The sequence below is a fragment of the Methylobacterium sp. C1 genome (genome assembly GCF_001854385.1).
Taxonomy (GTDB): Bacteria; Pseudomonadota; Alphaproteobacteria; order Rhizobiales; family Beijerinckiaceae; genus Methylobacterium; species Methylobacterium radiotolerans.
The window spans coordinates 6,055,595-6,072,587 of the sequence record NZ_CP017640.1 but is presented as its reverse complement, the minus strand read 5'-3'; the positions used below and the strand labels follow the sequence as shown (position 1 = coordinate 6,072,587).

Sequence of the window (16,993 nt, the reverse complement as noted above, 5' to 3'; positions counted from 1 at the left end):
GCCCCCCTTACGCGCTGTAGATGCCAACTGCGCAGGCGCGATCGTCTGGGGAAATCGAAGTGTTAGTGCCGGTACTATAACCGTCAAGTGTCCAACGACTTGGGATCGGATAAAGCATGATTGACGTTGGATCGAAATTTGGGCTGCCGACGCAGGCGTACTTCTGACCATAGCGAGCGAAGATGTTTGTCTCGCACATTTGTGGAGACCAGCCCTGAGCGGCCATTTCGGCAACAACGGCAGGTTTGTTCCACTTGATCGCTACAGTCGGGCTCTGGTGCTCATGCTGCAAGCCGATAGCATGTCCAAATTCATGAGCCGCAACGTACTCCACGACATCCTGTATGTTCATTGTAGGTTGCGCCTGCGCGTAATCTCCACTAGCGCGACCTACGATAGAATTATTTCCTTCCGATCCAAACAAGACTGTTATTTGCGCTTTATCTCTGGGAACATCAAACCGGAAATCTAACTTGTTAGCCAGCTCGCCGGTCCGCCAACGGTTTGCACCGCGCTCGACCACTGCACGCTGCTGACCGTCGCCGTTGAGAAAGTGGACGCCTAGGGTTATTATCCCTGTGTTCGGCGTTAGGCCGTCAGACCGGCGCCAGCGATGAGCGAGGTTCGCTGTTCCGAACGGGGTAAGACTGAATTGTCGAACCACGTTGTCGAGGTTCTGCCGTTCGAAGCCACCCTCGACGGAATAGAGGTCGAGTTCTGATTTCTGATCGATTCCTGCACCGCGATCGACGCTACCGCAAGCGAATTGTCGTTGCGGAGTTTGCGCGAATGCTGGGCTTGCGTGGGCTGCGCAACAAGCTGCCAAGAAGGTGCGACGGCTGAGCATCCAAAGCCTCCCTCTGCTATTAGGGAAAGTAGATCAGAGAAGCGCTCTCTCGTCCAGAGCTCAGTTTCGCAAAGCAAGTCTTCGAGCGGAATGTACCTCCGCCGGGTCATAGAACGCCCTCTCCGGCGAACTCGAAGGGCGGGATCGTGCGTAAGCTGCATCCCGTAGCTCCCCGAGGCTGCGCGGGCAGAATAGGGCGAGACGGTGCTGACCGTGGACCACGAGCCGTCCGCACGCATGCTGGTGACGGAGGTACTGGAGGGCCTCGGCTACACGGCGATCGAGGAGGGCGACAGCGCCGCGGGGCTATATGTGCACCAGACTGGATGGCCGACAAGCCGCGGCGGCTGGAAGCAATCCGCGCCGCCAAGGCCGCGCTGGAGGCGGAGGCGGCTGATCCGCCTGATCCCGAGGACGAGAGCGGGCCGGGCGCCTCGTCGGGCATGCGTTGGCAGGGCCGGCCACTGCGCGGCGAAGACGGGCGTCCGCCCGACCGGGCGCAGCGCAACTTCACCGACCCAGACAGCCGGATCCTGCCCACGCGTGATGGCTTCGTACAGGGCTACAACGGCCAGGTCGCAGTCGACGCGGCGCATCAGGTGATCGTCGCGTATCGGCTCGTGACCAACTCGGCCGATCACCGCGCGCTCGTGCCGCTTGTAGACGGGCTCCGCGCCCATCTTGGGCGCCAGCCGCGGGAGGTCTCGGGCGATGCCGGCTTTGCCAACGAGGCGAACCTCGCCGCGCTGCAGGAGCGCGGCATCACGGGCTACCTCGCTCCGGGCCGGGCACGTCATGGCGAGGCGGACGCAGCCGGCCGCCGGAGGCTGACCAAGATGCCATTGATGAGCGCGATGGCCGCCCGGCTGAAGCGGGTTGGGCGCCGCAGTCGGTACCGTCTCAGGAAGCAGGTCGTCGAGCCGGTGTTCGGACAGATCAAGCAGGCCCGAGGCTTCCGACAGTTCCTGATGAGAGGGCTCGATCAGGTCCGGGGCGAGTGGGCGATGATCTGCACCGCCCACAACCTGCTGAAGCTGGCACAGGCAGGCCGCTGAAGCCGCTGATCCGCCCTCATTGGCTCCCCTCTCGCCCCCCTCTACCGGGCTTCAAACCCCGTTACTCGGACAGGCTCCTGGGTATCTGCCTTTTGTAGCTTTGCGCCGGTTTGTAGGGAATCCGGACATGATGACTGGCAGGCCGGCAGCCTGACGTACCGCATAGCACGGTGACCGAGGGACCGAAGGGTAAGCGCGATCCCGGTAGAGCCTGCGCGGCGGCCAACCCTTCGGGACCATCGAGCTAATTTAGTGCCCATGGCGTGGGGCGCTGATTAATTTCGGTTCGGCCCCTTCGGGCTAACTAAGCCGGTCAAGCCGGGCGGTGGGCAGGAGAGGCGATAATTACGCGGCTCCAGCCAGATCGTGCGCAGTGACGCTATCAGGCCCGCAGTGACGCTACAGGGACGCTGTAGGGACGCATCCAGTGACGCATTTAGTGACCCTATTTCACGACCAAGATATTGATTTTATTGAAAGTGCCTTTTCTGAGCAAAACTCTCACGTATGCGCGATCCCCGGCAGACAGTGCCACCGTGCTCCTGCCAGGCCCCCGCCGCCAACTTGGAAAACGGCGCAAAGCGTTCCTGTCGAGGGCGAAAGCGTCACTGAATGCGTCACTGGAAGCGGCACTGAGGGCCCGATAGTGGCGCTGCCGGAAATAACGGTGCCAATAATTCGGCCGCGAGCGTGCGACCGCTCGTCGGATTCTCGAACCGAATCATTCCGGCTGCACCTCGGTGGGGTTTAGTATGTCAATTCGCAGAGGCTTCTGAGATCAGGCCAACCGCGGGCCGGCGCCGAATTAGCGGGCTCGGGTGCCGCCCTGGTTCGCCGCAGCCCGGCGCGCTCGGGCCGCGGCGCGAAATTCCAGCGTGCCAGCCGTGGTCTCAATTCAGCGCGGAAACCTCCTTGGGGGGGGGGCCTGTGTAACAACTCAATACGGACGTATAAGGATGTTACACAAGCCCGAGACGCCCCCATGTCGGACACCATTCGCCCCCTGGTCGCCTATCTCCGGGTCTCGACCGATCGGCAGGGCAAGAGCGGGCTCGGCCTGGAGGCGCAGCGCGCCGCGGTGACGGCCTTCGCGGAGGTCGGCGGCTTCACGATCGTTGGCGAGCATATCGAGGTCGAGACGGGCAAGGGAAGCGACGCCCTGGACCGCCGGCCGGAGCTGGCGGCGGCGCTGGCTGCGGCCCGTCGGCTGAAATGCGCCGTGGTGGTCGCCAAGCTCGACCGCCTGTCCCGCGATGTGGCGTTCATTGCCGGCCTGATGGCGCAGCGGGTGCCGTTCCTGGTGGCCGAGTTGGGCGAGGGCGTGGACCCCTTCGTCCTGCACCTGTACGCCGCGCTGGCCGAGAAAGAGCGGGCCATGATTTCCGCCCGCACTAAGGCCGCGCTGGCGGCCAAGAAAGCGCAGGGCGTGCAGCTCGGCAACCGCACCAATCTGGCCGCTGCCGCGGCTAAGGGCCGGGAGGTCCGGGAGGACAAGGCCGACGCCTTCGCGGCCAACGTCCTGCCCGTCATCGCCAGCCTGCAGGCGGCGGGCGTATCATCCCTGCGCGCCATCGCGGCCGAGTTGAACGCCCGGCGGATCGAGACGCCACGCAAGGGAGAATGGTCGGCCATGCAGGTCAAGCGCGTGCTGGACCGGGCGGCCTGAAACCTGGGGCTGCCCCCTACCGAATTCCAGGCCGATTTCCCGCGCGAGCCCCCCGCCCCCGGCAAGAGGCTCAGGCCCGTCTCTGAAACGGTGGTCACGCGACACGTACCCGCCAACCCAGCCGAGAAACCCTTTTGGCCCCCGCCCCAGGGCTTTTTCTTGAAAAGGGCTGCCGCCGCAAAAATCGCAGGCAAATTTTTATTGCCAACGATTCAGCCAGTTTAACGACAAACTAAAGCTGTTTTTCGGCGAGAAGAATTGAGTGTCCGACGTGATTATATATCCAATTTGTCAGCCAGAATGTTGGACTGACTTTCCTCGTTTCTGGCGAAACGAAGGGCTTCCCTAATTTTTTCCAGAACGTATTCTGTGCCGGAACTCTCCCTACTCGCAAATCCAGGGTGTGCCATCATCTCCTTCTGCTGTTTAGTCAGGTACCCCAAAAAACTTTCGGCTAACTGTCGTTGCTGATGAATGTGCAGTTGCCCAAATCGATTCTCCAGTTGCATGCCCTCGAAAACGCGCGCAGCGAGTTGCTTGTCGTTAATTGGCGTAGTCGGCATCACCGATGCAATGTATTCCACGCGAGAAGAAAGGATCCTCATGTGAGCCCAAGCGCTTGCTGTGGCCTTCAAACTGTCGTGCGCTCTTATGGTATCTGGTGAGGACGTTTCTACCTCAATGAGACCTTTCTTTAGACAGAACGTAGCAGCATCACGAACATCTTCCTCCACAAAGCCTAGCGCTTCCATTTCAAAGACGAGCCGAGCCACCGCCATAAAGCCAACTTGACCGTTGTCTCCCTTATCTTTTCTCTTCCTCAGCACATAGAATAAGATTTCCGGTATTATGAGGTTCGAGGGCCGAGCCCATTTGCTATCGCAGTTGAAAATATTAGCGACAAATCCACTGTAGTTGTTAAAATAACGATAGTCCTGCCTCATCAGAGCTCGAAGAATCCGGTACTCAGGGAAAGCCTGAAAGCCAGAGCCCTGTGCAACAGACGCAATTACATCCTCAGGCATATGGCCAGAGGTAATAATAGCCATGAACATATCTAGGGCGTTACGAACATTTCGCCCAGCTAACGCTTCTAAAATTCGAGATACATTGTTCGGTTTCTGAAAAAGCTCGATGTAAATTCCTTTGAGAAACTCGCCCGCGCGCGTGCTGGGATAGGAAATGGTAATGCCCGATCGAGTTTGGAATTTAACTTGTTCGGGGGCATGCTCAGATAAGGAGTCTAAGCAAAGTTCAAGTCTTTTACGAACAACATCGACAAACCTAGGGGGACTTATATGGAAAATTTGACCAGACTTATATGTGTCCAGAGGAGGTCTATCTTTATACGCCTCGAAAGTTGAGTCCCTCATCTGCAAAACAACTAAGCACCTTGTTTGATCCATAAACCATAGGGCAGTCTGAAATGCGGCGAGCTGCGTATTGACATCCAGTTTATCGACGTTATCGAAAACCACGATCAGGTTTTCGCCGCGGTCGCCTTGCAGATACCGCGCTATTCCTAGCGCAAGGCGGGAATGATCGGTTCGCCATTGCTCCAAATCACGAGCGCGCTCAAGCTCGCCGCGATCTACTTGTATTTTCTCCATTCTTTTGTAGTATGAGCTGCGATCAGCCAGATCTTTTGCGAAAATTCGCTCTTGATCGTCGCCGTCTCTAAGGTCAAAGGGGGCACCTTCTTCGACAATGCTCTCCGTGAATTGTTCGCAGACCCATTCGTTCCACTTAGTTAAGTCGTCTGGAGCATTTACGAAATCGAGAAATGCCCAGTGATTCTTCTCCTCCATCTGCTTCGGCTGCAGGAATTCCTTGTACCGCCTCGCGAAAAGCGACTTTCCTACGCCAACGCTGCCTGTAACAAGCTGAAGGTCGCCACCGATAGGTTTGGCCTCACCGAAAGTGGAAATTGCCTTAGTTATTTTGTCTGACTTGCGACGAGTTGTGGTAAGCTCAGTGCGTCTTCTAGCACGAGACAACCTGTCCTTCAGAAAAAATTCGAGTATCCTATCGTAGCTACTCACTTCATTTGAAGAGACATATGCTTTGCTATATATCTCAGGGTCGGTCGTCTGATCCCGGGAGGAAAAATATCTGCGAAGCACGGGAGACAGATCGGCGGCAAATGTGTTTGGCTCAAGCCGAGAAATTATCTGTGCTTGCCCGGCCCCTTGATTAAACGGGCGCCGAAAATCCTTTGCGCGCAACGCAACGCTGATAGGCTCAATTACACGCGCGAGCTGCTCCCGACCAGCTATCTTTATCAACTGATCCATGGCGGGCGTTGCTGGGTTTAGAGCAGCGACGGAAACAGAAACCTCGGGCTCAGCGTCCCAATAACCAGCAAGGAGGTGAGTGCCGTCAGTCGATATAATCCTGGAGCACGGATTAAGGTTATGCGGGAAGGAGCGATTTATTTCCGTCGCATAAAGTCTTGCTTCCCCATATGCTACGTGAACATCCCTGTGAGGCTTTTTGGCCTCAACGATAAGGACTGGAAGAGACTGAAGATATACACAATAATCGGGGATATATCCTATTTTCTGCTTGTTTCCTTTGCCGATATCGCGGGCTGATATGCCCTCCTTGCTGCGGATTCGCTCGTTTGGAATACCCAGGCACTCCGGGCGGGTCAGAAGCGGCAGCACGACGAGGGTTTCCACATCCCCTTCGCCAGCGTCAGCAGGAATTGGCCCCATCAGACCGAATCACTCCCACGGATCAAACGCCAGGAGCCGCTTCCCATACGCTTCCCAAACTGACTCTCTGGGAAGCTAAGATCGAGCAAGTCCCGGCTAACCCCTTAGAAAACATGGTGGGCGGTGAGGGACTCGAACCCCCGACCCTCTCCGTGTAAAGGATTGGCGTTCCCAAGCCTTAGAGCGCTGGCAGAGGGGGAAAGAGCCTTAGAGGGTCTTCCGAGACCCTTTCGGGCCCTCGTTTCCGGAGAATAACCGGAGAACTGTTCCGGGCTCGTTCGCCGGATGCCCCCTCCGTCGAATGCGCGGCCTTCAGGCGCCATGTGCGCCATGGGTGAAGAGGCAGACCGGCTCGCCGGCACGCATCGCCAAATCTATGGAAACGTCGGTGGCGGCCGATACCTCGGGTGGCCCTCGGTGCGTTCGCTCCGCGCAGCTTCCCAAAACAGCTCGGCGTAGAACTTGTACACGTTCGCCGTCTCCCGCGGGTTGTAGGCGGTGCTGAGCACCGCGTGGAACAATTCGCTGACCAGGGTTGCCATGTCCTCGTAGAGGGCCTCGATGTCCGCGTCGATCTGTTCTGGGGCGTCCGGTTGGGCCTGATTTTTCGCGCGATGAGCAAGGTGCTCGTGCCGCAGTCTGCGCAGGTACACCATAGTCGGCTCCCCCGCGCCGCCCTTCGAGTACCTGTCGATAATCTGAAAAGCCTTGTCGACGTGGACCTGTAGGCTCTCGCGTAGCCCCTCCTCGTCGAACGGCCAGGTCTGCATTCGGTCAGCGACGAGGGCATCGAACACCTGGGACTTCCGCAGTTGACGAGCGATTTCCTCCAGCCGCAGTTCGTCTTTGCGCGATCCCCAGAGCCTCATCAGACCGAGGTAGACCTCCCGCCGAAGTGCAATACGGATGAGGTGGTAGGCGTGTCCGGCAAACGAGGACTGCATTCTCGCCTGCAGGTCGGCATCGAAGACCGCCGGGCGCCATACCTCATGGAACGCAACTACGATATTGAACTCATCCCCAGCGGCCCGCACTTGATTTCTGAGATCTTCAATGACCGTGCTCATACGATCTCACTGTGCATTGGCCACCGACCGACTGCTTGGACTTCTCTCAGCTCCGCCTATCGTCCGCCACGCGACACAGTCTCGACGACGCCGCGCAGATGCTCTGGCAGGTGGTGGCCATAGACCTGCTCCACGACCTGCTCGGTGGTGCCGAGCGCGCGGGCGACCTTGCCGAACGGCACGCCGGCCATCACGGCCCACGTCGCGAAGGTGTGGCGCAGGACGTGCGGCGTGATCTCCTCGCCGAGGTCGGCGCCCTTCCGCGCCGTAGTCCAAGCGCGCCGGAGACGCAGGATCGGCTTGCCCTCGAACTCGATCACGTAGGCGCCGTTCTTCCGCCAGCGCCGCATGTGCGCGGCGAGCCGCTTCGACATCGGGATCGGGGTCCGCCGCTTCGAGGACTCGCCCTCGGCGGTACCGCGCCGGTAGATGATGCCGGAGCGCAGGTCGACGAAGCCGCCGTCGGTGCTCTCGATCCACTTCAGGCGCAGGATCGCCTCGTGCCGGGTGCCGGTATAGAGGCCGGCCAGGATGAACCGGGCGACGTGGCGCTGGACGAACAGCGCGCGGCCCCTGTCCTCGCCCGGCCGCGCCTTCTCGCGCGGCCGCCGCCAGATCTCCTTCCCCTTCGCATCGTGCCGCCCGGTCGGCCGGAAGCCCAGCGCGGCGAGCAGCAGTGCGGCCGCCTGCGAGCGGCTGAGCCACCGATCGCGCGCCGGCGCCCGGTCCGGCATCGTCACGGGGACCGGGTAGAGCAGCTTGTGCTCGCTGTGGGCGTAGCCGAAGGCGGCCGAGAGCACGCCCAGCTCGCGGCGCGCGGTCTGATCGCCGACCCGGGGCACCTCGGCCTCGGTCGCGTACCGGTAGCCAGGCCCGAACTTGAACCGCGCCTGCGGCTGCGAGGTCCGCCACTTCGCGTAGGCCCGGCACAGGTTCGGCGTGGCGTGTGCGACCTTCTTCCCGTCGAAGAAGGTGATCAGGTGCGGGAGCGCCGACCACGCGACGTCGGGCCGCTTCGTGCCGGCCGCGTGCTCGTCGGCGTAGAGCTTCAGGACGTCCGCGATCTCGACTGTAGCGGGATCACCGCGGCCGAAATCGGGGGTGTGCTTCTCGGAGAGGTAGGCTTGCAGCGCTCTTTCAGCCGCCTCACGCTCTCCATAGCTGCAGCCCGTGCCGCGTTCGATGCCACCGGTGTCTCGGATGACCCAGCGGTCGTCGGCGGCCTTGTAGTAGAGGCGGGCACCCTTGGCTGGACGCGGCATCGCTTCACCATCTTCTTGATGTCGCCGAGGGTCGTGTGCAGGCGCCCGAATACCTCGTAGGTCGTTAGCCGATCATGCTCGGCCTCGCGCCGCAAGGCCTTCGCCGACGCGCTCGTGACGACGCCATGGGTGACCGCGACCTCGGCCGCCACGCTGAGCGGCATCATGGTCTCGTCCGTGACCTCGTTCGGGGCGGGGATCCTGGCGCTACGCGGCACTGCCCCCTCCTCGCTCCGCCAGGCCGGCTGCTTCGGACTCGGCCACCCTCCGTAGACCACCCATCCCCGGATCGCCGTAGTGCTGCTCCCGGAGCCAGGACCGGACCTCCCAGTCCATGACCTGATCCGCCGGCCAATCCACCTTCGCCAGCCTGGTCAGCGCTCTGGCGGTCGAAACGCGCGCCGCCTCGAACTTGGCGCCGCCCGGCTCCCATTCTGGTCCGACGAGGCCGAGGGGCATATGCTCGAGGTGATGGAGGCGCGCGGGATCTGTCAGACGGCTCACGCTGCCCTCCCGCTCGTGTCCTCGGTCGGCCGAATGATGCCGTCGACCGGCTTCCCGGCCTTGGCCCGGATCACCTCAATGTCCGCAACCATCTTGGTGCGCCCGCGCTGCTGCGCGTCGAAGTAGCTGGCCCCGTAGCGGTCGGTCTCCAGCGCGCCGGCCTGGATCGCCAGGGCGCGCTTGCCCTTCGCGATGTCGAAGTGGACCCACGAGGCGTTGCGGTGCTTCCCGAACGAGAGATCCGGGTGGCCCTGGATCCACTTCCGGTCGACACCGATGCGGTCCACCATCGCCAGCAGCTCATTGAGGCTGTCGGCCCAGAGGTGGCACATCATCATGCGCCCGAACGGGAAGATGGGCTGGTCGACGTAGCAGCTCATTCCGCGGCCTCGGCGATCGGCGCGAACTGGTCGATGTTGCGCGCGTGGACGGAGAAGCTCACCGCACAAATCCACGGATTTTCACCCCAGAGACCGTCACCTTTCAGGTTCCAGCGCGGATCGTGCAGCTCGTTGATGAAGCTGCCGAACGCACTCCGCGGGTCGGAGAAGCAAATGTCCTCCTCGGAGAGCGTCTTGCCGTCGGCAGCCCACCGGCTCGCCCTGCCGACTGGTGACCAATCCATGCACCAGCCATCGCCACCGCGGTATGCGCGCGGCCTCATGGTGGCGCCCTCGGCGACCGCGTCCTCTCGGCTGATGTCCTGGAGGCGCTCGACCCGGACGTCCGTCACCAGCAACGTGAGGCGGGATCGGAAGCGAGGCAGGAAGAGCGACGAGAACCACTTGATGCCCGGATCTCGCCGTTCATCGTCGGCTCGGTAGATCACCCGGCCGTCGAGGGCGGTATGGCTATCCCGGACGGACCAGACGCCCTCGCCTGTGTGGCACCAGGTCTCCTTCACCCAGAGGCGATCCCCCGGGACGAACGGCACCCGGAAGGTCGGCAGGCACTGACGATCGTCGCGCGTCCACCAGCACCACTGATCCGACATGCCGCGCGGGTTGAGCGGCGAGCGCGGCCCGCTGCAGTAGGAGTCGAGGTACGGCGCCGGATGCTTGATCGTGTTCTTCGGGTGGACAGCATCCATGCCCGGAGCCTCGCGGATCTCGTCCTTCAGGACGCGCCGCGTCTGCGTCTTGCCGGCGCCGGGCTGGCGCGCCTCGCGGAGCAGGGCGAGCACCATCGGCGCGCTGAACAGGATGGGACGGTCAGCCACGGGCCACCTCCGGCTCAATCGTGAAGACGAAATCCGGGCTGTCGCCGAGCACGAGGAAGCGCGCGTCGGGGCGGCAGTACGCCTTGCTCCGGATGAACTCGACGAGCGCCGTGCGATCCTCGTCGGCTGGGCACTCGAACCAGTCGACGTTGGTGAAGGTGATCGGCACGCCGTCGCCGAAGCAGTAGCCCTCGGTCAGCTTCGCCGGCAGGCGGTAGACCCGGACGAAGACGCGCTTGGCGTCGAGGAAGCGGGACAGGGGATCGTCAGCCATGACGCACCTCCCCGCCGAACAGGTCCCCCTTCGCGCCCTCGGCATCGGCCTCCGCCCGGAGCTTGCGCGCGATCGCCTCCATAAGCGCGGTCTGACGGTCGGCCAGGGCCTGGGTCATGCGCTTGGCCTCGACCCATCGCGGGTAGGCACGCCGGCGCTGGGCAAGCTCACGCTCGGCGCAGGCGGCGAGGTCTGCGGCTGTGAAGGTCTCAGCCACGGGCGCCTCCCGTCGCGAGGGCGTCGAGCACGTCCTTCCGCCCCTGCTCACGCGCGGCGGCCATGAGCTTCCGCACCTCGTCCTCGGTGGCGAGGTAGGCGGGCGGGTCGAAGGCGGGCAGCTCCTCCTCGCCGTTGGTGCTCTCGAAGCCGTGCTGCTCGGCCGCCTCCAGCCAGAAGTGGCGCTCCTCGGTGCCGGGCGCGGGCACGGTGACGTTCACGGGCGGCGCCACGCCATGCCCCGCGCTGATCTCGGCCTCGGACGCCGGCAGGAAGTCGATCAGCCACTGCCGGAGCGCGAGGACCTCGGACGCCTCGATGTGCGCCACGTGGAGGTCGTCGCCTTCCTCCCTCACGAGATCCAGCTGCTCGTCCTTGAAGACGAGTTCCAGCGAGCCGTCGCGGAGGTGCAGGGTCGCGCACATGCCCTCTACGCCGGCGCAGGCGTGGGTATAGTACGGCCGGCGCTTGTCCCCGTAGGCAGCGGGAGCGAGGTCGCGTTCGCACATGTCGGCCGCAATGTTGCGAGCCAGCGAGTCCAGGACCGGAGCGTCGGCTCCAAGCCCGGCGAGCCCGAGCCAGTCGCGGACGAGGGTGAAGACGGACGAGTAGGCGGTGCTCGTCGGGGGCACGAAGGGTGTCTCGGCCATGCTGCTACTCCGCGGCTTCAAGAACGGTGGTGGTGAGGGCGTGTCCGATCCGCCGCCCGAGCCAGGCGAGCACCGGCCGCGGGTAGGCGTTGCCGAGCGCGCGGTATCGCGGGCCGTCCGGACACAGCTCTTCCGGCTGGCCGCGCCACGGGATGCGGGTGAAGTTGCGCGGGACGCCCTGGAGCGCCTCGCACTCGGTCGGCATCAGGCGGCGGACGCCGCTCGCCTGCGCCACGGCCGCGTGGCCGCCGCCATGCCCTTCGCCGCGCAGCGCGCCCGGCAGGTCTCCGATGGAGAAGCTCGTCTCGCCCCCGGCTTTGCAGTCGAAGGCGATTGCGGGCGGGTGCGCCTGCGCGGACAGCGGATGGCACGGCGCGCCCGGCTGCGGATTGCTCCGGTTGTGCGGGTTCGTGATCTGCGTCGTGTCGAACGCGATCAGCGCGGGTTGCCGGCCGGAGCCGTCCTCGCTGGCGTCGAACCCTTCCGCTCGGAGCGCACCGGCTGTCCGCGGCGCTACGATGAAGGTCTCGGTCTCGAAGTCGAGGCGCCCGTGCGGGCCACCGTGCGCGTTCAGGGCCGTCGCGACGTCGACCGGTCCGCTCTGCCGGTTGCCGCCGAAGGCGAGGATAGCCTCGCTGCCTCCACCCGCATCGCCGCCAGCCGCCCGCAGGGTCGGCAGGTCACCATCGTAGCTGCCGACGCCGTTCAGGCAGGCCGCTACCAGCCCCTCGGGGTTCACCCCGGCGCCGCGCGCCCGCGCTCCATGAGCAGTCAGTGTACCCGCGACAACCCGGCCAGCGATATCATCCTTGCCGCTGACGCCTCCAACGCTGCCCGTAAGAGTGGCGGCAACGTCTTCCGGCGCTTCTCGGCCCGCCGCAGGATCCCCAAACAGGCCTTCGGGCTCAAAAAGTATTTCGGCGGGATCGGGCCCGTCTCCAAGACTTGCGACAACGAACACGCGCTCGCGTCGTTGGGCGAGGCCGAAGTGTTGAGCGTCGAGAACACGCCATGCCGCCCGCCCCCGTGGCCCGGCAACCATACCTGCACTTGGCCAGCGGGGGATGTGGCCCTCGGTTCGCTCGACGAACCGCCCGGTCTCGTTTCCCTCGTCGTCGAGGACCGGGACGCGTCCGGCCGCGCGCCACCGCCAGAGCTGATTGCTCTTGCCTCGCGGAGGACGGGCGCCCGGTAGGACGGCATCGTCTGCCCCGACAATGCCTGCCAGGAAACAGCCGAAGGCGTTGTCCTCCGTCGTGAAGGCGCCGGGGACGTTCTCCCAGACGACGACGAGGCCGGGCTTCCCGGCGTGGGCGCGAGCAGACTGAATTGCATGGGCCAGCATGATGAAGGTGAGGGACAGCTCCCCGCGGGGGTCGGAGAGCGAGCCGCGTAGGCCGGCGACGGAGAACCCCTGGCAGGGCGTCCCGCCGACCAACACGTCGATGTCGGCAGGGTTGATGCCGAGGCGGCGAAGGAAGCGCATGCGCAACGCGGTGAAGTCGCCCCACAGCGCGAGGCTGTCGGCCGGGCGGGTGAACCGCGCGTCGAAGGCGCCGTGCCGGATCCGCAGGACCTCGCGTGGGAACGCCTCAATCTCGGAGACGAGGACCGGCTGCCACCCGAGGGGCACCCACGCGAGCGAGGCGACGTCGATCCCGGAGCAGACGGACAGGTAGCGAACGGGCGCGTTCATGCCGCCGCTCCCGGTGCGGGATCTGCGAACAGGTGCGCCTGGGCGAGGACGGACCCGAAGGCCTGCAGGCGGGCGGCCGCGCGCGGGTTAATCCAGAGGACCTCGGTGCGGGCGCGGGCGCCGTCGGCGTGGGCGGCCCGCTCGACACGGGTCCATCTCGCTAGCGCAGCGTCGTAGGTGGGCGCCGGGTAACCGGACAGCACCACCATGCCCTTGAGGCCGAGCAGAACCTCCAGCAGCCGGGCATGGTCCGCGTCGGTCAGCTCGTGGCGGTAGCAGCCGCCCCGGCCCCGCCCGCCGCCTCGGTTCTTCTGCGAGCGCGTCTCGAACAGGTATGGCGGGTCGACGTAGTGGAGCGTGTCCGGTGCGTCGTGCTGGGCGAACACGCCGGTCGCGTCGCGGTGCTCGATCACCACGCCGCGCAACCGCTCGACGGTGAAGGTGAGCGCGTCGGGCAGGTTGGCCCAGTCCTGCGCCGGCGTGGTGCCGGACCGGTGCGCGTTCGCGCGGAAGCCGGTCGTCACCTCGCGGTTGAAGCCGTCCGAGCCAAAGCCCATGAACGAGCGGATCACGAGGCGACGCGCCTCCTCCACCGGGTCGGCGGAGATCTCGTAGGCCCGCTCGAACTCGGCCCGAGCGAAGGGTGTGGCGCGCAGCGCGGCCAGCAGCTCGGGCGCGCGCTCCGAACGCAGGACCTGGAACAGGCCGACCACGTCGTCGTCGAGGTCGTTGTAGACCTCGGCATAGGACCGGGGCTTGCGCAGTAGGACGCTCGCCGCGCCGCCGAACGCCTCGGTGTATAGTCGATGGGCCGGAAAGTGCTGCACGATCCAGGGCGCGAGGCGCCACTTCCCGCCGTGCCAGCGGAGGACGGGGCGGGTTGGCGTCATGCCGCTACCCCTTCGCCGCTCGCCGGGGCGCGCCGCTTCCGACCGGTCGGTTTCCGCCCCTCGCCGAACTTCGCCCAGTCGCGGATCTCGCCGTACGAGACGCCCTTCAGCGCGGTCCAAGCTTCGCGGCACTGCTCCAGCGTGAACATCGCCGTGTGGCAGGTCTCGCGGGTGAGTCCCATGCGGGCGGCGAGGAAGCCGTAGACGCGGACTCGGGCGGCGCGCTGGACGGTCTTGATGCCCTCGGCGTCGAGGCGGCCATATCCACCGGTCCGCGGGGCATCCTTCCAGAGCGGGTCGATCCTGCGGTGATGCAGGAGGATCCGCGCCTCGCGCAGCGCGGCGTCGGCCGGGAACCCGAGCGGCTCCTCGGTGCCGGGATGGCAGCCGACGTACGTGTCCTCGCAGACCGTGCAGGCCCAGATCGGCTTGTCCGCGAGGTCGGGGCGGTGCGGGTAGATTTCGCGGCCGTCGGTGAGGCGCGCGGCGGTCCCGCAGGTCGGGCAGATAGGGGCGGCCATCAGCGGTCGCCCTCCCCGCGCTGGGAGGCGGCGCGCGCGGCGTCCTCGGCCTGGAGGGCGCGGTGCGAGGACACGAGCGACCAGACGGCGCCGGCCAGGGCGAGACCGATGGCGATCCCGATGAAGAGGCTGGGCCAGGACATCAGGCGGCCTCGTCCGAACCGCTGATCGGCCGGACCTGGAAGCACGTCGCCGTGCTCGCCTCTGCCTCGGAGATCAGGGAGCCGTAGCCGAGGAGCGTCTCGACCTTCTCGCCGCGGCGGACCGGGCGGACGGACAGCTCCAGCAGGGTGCCATCCGTGAACCGGACCGCGAACAAGCGGCCGCGTCCCTCGTACCTGGCGCGGCGGCGCTCGTTGATCGTCTCGCGGTGGACGACGCGGCGCTGGGACGATGAGTAGCCGGACCATTCGCCTTCGAGGACGTAGCGGGCCATCAGGCGATGCCCTCCCGCTCGCGCTCGGCCTTCGCCTCGGCCGCCCACGCATCGCGGCGGCGCTGCATCTCGTGGCGGACCGTGAACAGCACGTCCTCGTCGAAGTCGCGATCGGCGACCCACTGGAGGAAGCTGAAGTCGACCTCGGACCAGAGCAGGCCGCGGTTCTTGCCGATGTGGCAGCGGACCTGAAGCGCCGGCTCGCTCGACCAGCGGATGAGGTCCTCCATCGGCGCGAGGGCGAGGAGGTCGCGCAGGTGGTGCGCGGTGACGTAGGCGTCTGGGTAGGCCCGGTGCGCGAGCGCGGCCTGGGCCCGGTCCAAGCCCTCCGGCCGGCGCCAGTAGCGCAGGCCCATGTTCGAGTGCAGCGGCGCGTCCGGCCAGAGCCGAAGGGCGCACTTGTACGTGCAGATCCAGGGCAGGCCGCCGGTCACCTCGTCGGTGAACCACTGCCGCTCGAACTTCGCCGAGTGCGCGGCCAGGGCGACGATCGGCGCGGCCGTCGTCAGAACGCCCGGGAGAACCCGCTCCCACGGGCGCGCGTCCGCCACGTCCTCGTCGACGATGTGGTGCACGGCCGACGTGGCGGGCGTGATCGGGTGGCCCGGGTTCACGAAGGACCACAGGCCGCCCTCGACGCGCCAGCCGGTCGGAGCACCGGCCTCGTCCCGGCCCGCCGCGGCGAGGTCGCACCAGCCCACCTCGCAGACACCGGCCTCGGGCGGCTCGAAACCGGTGGTTTCGAGATCAACGACACGGATCAGCATCACGCGGCCTCCGCCGTTCCGATGGCCAGGAGGGACGCGACGCGGGCGTCGACCTCGCCGAGGAAGGCGCGCACGGCCGCCTCGTCCTTCGCGATCTGCTCGTCGTCGCGGTGGAGGCGCTTCACCCAGAGGCGCAGGGCCGGGGGCACGCTCGGGTGCCAGGAGGCGAAGTCGCACCACTTCCGGCCCGTGCAGGCCATCTGCCAGCGCATCTGCGGCAGGTACTGCTCCGGGATCGTGCCGGAGAGCAGCGTGTCGAGGTGCGTGCGCAGGGTCGGGCACTTGATCTCGACGAGGCCGAGATCGCCCACCAGCCGGTCCGGGCTGGCGCCGGCCATGGCGATGCTCGGGTGCTCGACGAAGCCGATCTGGTCGACGTCGACACCGTGCAGGAAGGCATAGGCGTCGGCGGCCTGCGGCTCACGCTCGGAGCCCTCCAGCATCGGGCCGGTGAGGTAGTGCTGGGTCGTGAGCCCCGTCAGCCGCTCGCCGACGAGCTCCATCAGGTACCGCTCGCGCTCCGCGGTCGGCTTGCCGTCCTTCTTCACGGCGAGGACGTCGTAGATGCGCGAGGCCGTGGCCTTACCGGCCCTCGCATCCAACCATTCGGGAGACCCTTGGATCATCTCAGGCATAGGTCGCGCCCTCCAGCTTTCCACGACGAAGGCGCATCAGAGCTGCGCCGCCACTGATCCCGAGTGCTCTGGCGTATTCGATGACGGGCACGATCCCGGCGTCAGTTTTCACCAAGACTAGACTGGCGCGATTGTGTGCCTGCACTTTCGGCGTTGCCCAGCGCACGTTCCCGGGCTCGTACCCGCGATTCCCGTCGATCCTGTCGAGCGTTGTGCCCGGCGGCCGCTCGCCGATGTGCGCGAAGAACGCCTGGAATGAGTTGATCCACTCGGGATGGACCGTGATCCCCTTCGCTCCGTATCGAGCGAAATCTTTATGGGATGCGTCCAAGCAGCGCCGCTTCATGGATGTCCATGAGCTATACTCAGGCGAGCCGTGCCTGCCGTGTTTCAGGGTGTTCGGAGGGATCTCCCGACGAAGGCAGCCGCAGGACTTGGTCGTGCCAGCCTTCACCCGACCGATGGCGACCTCGGTCTCGGCACCGCACGAGCAGCGGAACAGCCCCATCAGGCGCCCGTCGCTGGAGCGACGCTCGATCTGGCGCACGAAGGTCAGCCGCATATCGGCCAT

General features: G+C 65.1%; 19 protein-coding genes and 1 pseudogene. 3 read left to right on the top strand and 17 right to left on the bottom strand.

Annotation, left to right across the window (positions count from 1 at the left end):
* Window positions 1–7: 7 nt before the first annotated feature.
* Window positions 8–847: a hypothetical protein gene (locus tag BKE41_RS31440; protein WP_159392822.1), complete on the bottom strand. Its 840-nt coding sequence runs from the start codon at window positions 845–847 to the stop codon at window positions 8–10.
* 317 nt (window positions 848–1,164) lie between these two features.
* Between BKE41_RS31440 and BKE41_RS28080 the strand changes: the two are divergent.
* Window positions 1,165–1,902: pseudogene (locus tag BKE41_RS28080) on the top strand (transposase); the annotation flags it as partial.
* A 982-nt stretch (window positions 1,903–2,884) separates the two neighbouring features.
* Window positions 2,885–3,568, top strand: coding sequence for a recombinase family protein (locus BKE41_RS28075; RefSeq protein ID WP_071000513.1), 684 nt, complete (start codon window positions 2,885–2,887; stop codon window positions 3,566–3,568).
* Window positions 3,569–3,843: 275 nt separating this feature from the next.
* Here BKE41_RS28075 and BKE41_RS31435 read toward each other — a convergent pair whose 3' ends face one another.
* The 3 genes from BKE41_RS31435 to BKE41_RS28065 all read right to left on the bottom strand — a co-directional run bounded on the left by BKE41_RS31435 (window position 3,844) and on the right by BKE41_RS28065 (window position 8,614).
* A complete protein-coding gene (locus BKE41_RS31435) occupies window positions 3,844–6,249 on the bottom strand; it encodes a hypothetical protein (RefSeq protein ID WP_159392821.1) in 2,406 nt (801 codons plus the stop codon).
* Window positions 6,250–6,659: 410 nt separating this feature from the next.
* Window positions 6,660–7,352, bottom strand: a complete 693-nt coding sequence (locus BKE41_RS28070) for a hypothetical protein (protein WP_083374468.1) — start codon at window positions 7,350–7,352, stop codon at window positions 6,660–6,662.
* A 56-nt stretch (window positions 7,353–7,408) separates the two neighbouring features.
* A complete protein-coding gene (locus BKE41_RS28065) occupies window positions 7,409–8,614 on the bottom strand; it encodes a site-specific integrase (protein WP_071000512.1) in 1,206 nt (401 codons plus the stop codon).
* A gap of 129 nt (window positions 8,615–8,743) precedes the next feature.
* On the opposite strand from BKE41_RS28065, the gene BKE41_RS31430 reads away from it, so the two are divergent.
* Window positions 8,744–8,887, top strand: coding sequence for a hypothetical protein (locus BKE41_RS31430; protein WP_159392820.1), 144 nt, complete (start codon window positions 8,744–8,746; stop codon window positions 8,885–8,887).
* Window positions 8,888–9,114: 227 nt separating this feature from the next.
* Here BKE41_RS31430 and BKE41_RS28055 read toward each other — a convergent pair whose 3' ends face one another.
* The 13 genes from BKE41_RS28055 to BKE41_RS28000 are packed head-to-tail and all read right to left on the bottom strand — an operon-like array spanning window position 9,115 to window position 16,993.
* Window positions 9,115–9,498 (bottom strand): DUF4031 domain-containing protein, encoded by a 384-nt coding sequence (locus BKE41_RS28055; RefSeq protein ID WP_083374467.1) that lies wholly within the window; start codon window positions 9,496–9,498, stop codon window positions 9,115–9,117.
* On the bottom strand, window positions 9,495–10,304 hold the full coding sequence (locus BKE41_RS28050) for a hypothetical protein (RefSeq protein ID WP_159392819.1): 810 nt from the start codon (window positions 10,302–10,304) through the stop codon (window positions 9,495–9,497). Before BKE41_RS28050 ends, BKE41_RS28055 begins: the two co-directional genes overlap by 4 nt.
* A 25-nt stretch (window positions 10,305–10,329) precedes the next feature.
* Entirely contained in the window at window positions 10,330–10,611 is a 282-nt protein-coding gene (locus tag BKE41_RS28045) for a hypothetical protein (protein WP_071000509.1), read from the bottom strand.
* Window positions 10,604–10,828, bottom strand: a complete 225-nt coding sequence (locus BKE41_RS28040) for a hypothetical protein (protein WP_071000508.1) — start codon at window positions 10,826–10,828, stop codon at window positions 10,604–10,606. The genes BKE41_RS28045 and BKE41_RS28040 overlap by 8 nt, the downstream gene beginning before the upstream one ends.
* Complete coding sequence (locus BKE41_RS28035) at window positions 10,821–11,477, bottom strand: hypothetical protein (RefSeq protein ID WP_071000507.1); 657 nt, start codon at window positions 11,475–11,477, stop codon at window positions 10,821–10,823. The genes BKE41_RS28040 and BKE41_RS28035 overlap by 8 nt, the downstream gene beginning before the upstream one ends.
* A 4-nt stretch (window positions 11,478–11,481) precedes the next feature.
* A complete protein-coding gene (locus tag BKE41_RS28030) occupies window positions 11,482–13,173 on the bottom strand; it encodes a DNA cytosine methyltransferase (protein WP_071000506.1) in 1,692 nt (563 codons plus the stop codon).
* Entirely contained in the window at window positions 13,170–14,063 is an 894-nt protein-coding gene (locus BKE41_RS28025; protein WP_071000505.1) for a DNA adenine methylase, read from the bottom strand. The genes BKE41_RS28030 and BKE41_RS28025 overlap by 4 nt, the downstream gene beginning before the upstream one ends.
* On the bottom strand, window positions 14,060–14,584 hold the full coding sequence (locus BKE41_RS28020; protein WP_071000504.1) for a zinc-finger-containing protein: 525 nt from the start codon (window positions 14,582–14,584) through the stop codon (window positions 14,060–14,062). The genes BKE41_RS28025 and BKE41_RS28020 overlap by 4 nt, the downstream gene beginning before the upstream one ends.
* Window positions 14,584–14,727: a hypothetical protein gene (locus BKE41_RS31425; RefSeq protein ID WP_159392818.1), complete on the bottom strand. Its 144-nt coding sequence runs from the start codon at window positions 14,725–14,727 to the stop codon at window positions 14,584–14,586. Before BKE41_RS31425 ends, BKE41_RS28020 begins: the two co-directional genes overlap by 1 nt.
* Window positions 14,727–15,020 (bottom strand): hypothetical protein, encoded by a 294-nt coding sequence (locus BKE41_RS28015; RefSeq protein ID WP_071000503.1) that lies wholly within the window; start codon window positions 15,018–15,020, stop codon window positions 14,727–14,729. Before BKE41_RS28015 ends, BKE41_RS31425 begins: the two co-directional genes overlap by 1 nt.
* The gene (locus BKE41_RS28010; protein ID WP_071000502.1) at window positions 15,020–15,787 is read right to left on the bottom strand and encodes a hypothetical protein; all 768 of its coding nucleotides are present in this window, start codon (window positions 15,785–15,787) and stop codon (window positions 15,020–15,022) included. The genes BKE41_RS28015 and BKE41_RS28010 overlap by 1 nt, the downstream gene beginning before the upstream one ends.
* A complete protein-coding gene (locus BKE41_RS28005) occupies window positions 15,787–16,422 on the bottom strand; it encodes a lambda exonuclease family protein (protein ID WP_071000501.1) in 636 nt (211 codons plus the stop codon). Before BKE41_RS28005 ends, BKE41_RS28010 begins: the two co-directional genes overlap by 1 nt.
* Window positions 16,415–16,993 (bottom strand): hypothetical protein, encoded by a 579-nt coding sequence (locus BKE41_RS28000; protein ID WP_071000500.1) that lies wholly within the window; start codon window positions 16,991–16,993, stop codon window positions 16,415–16,417. Before BKE41_RS28000 ends, BKE41_RS28005 begins: the two co-directional genes overlap by 8 nt.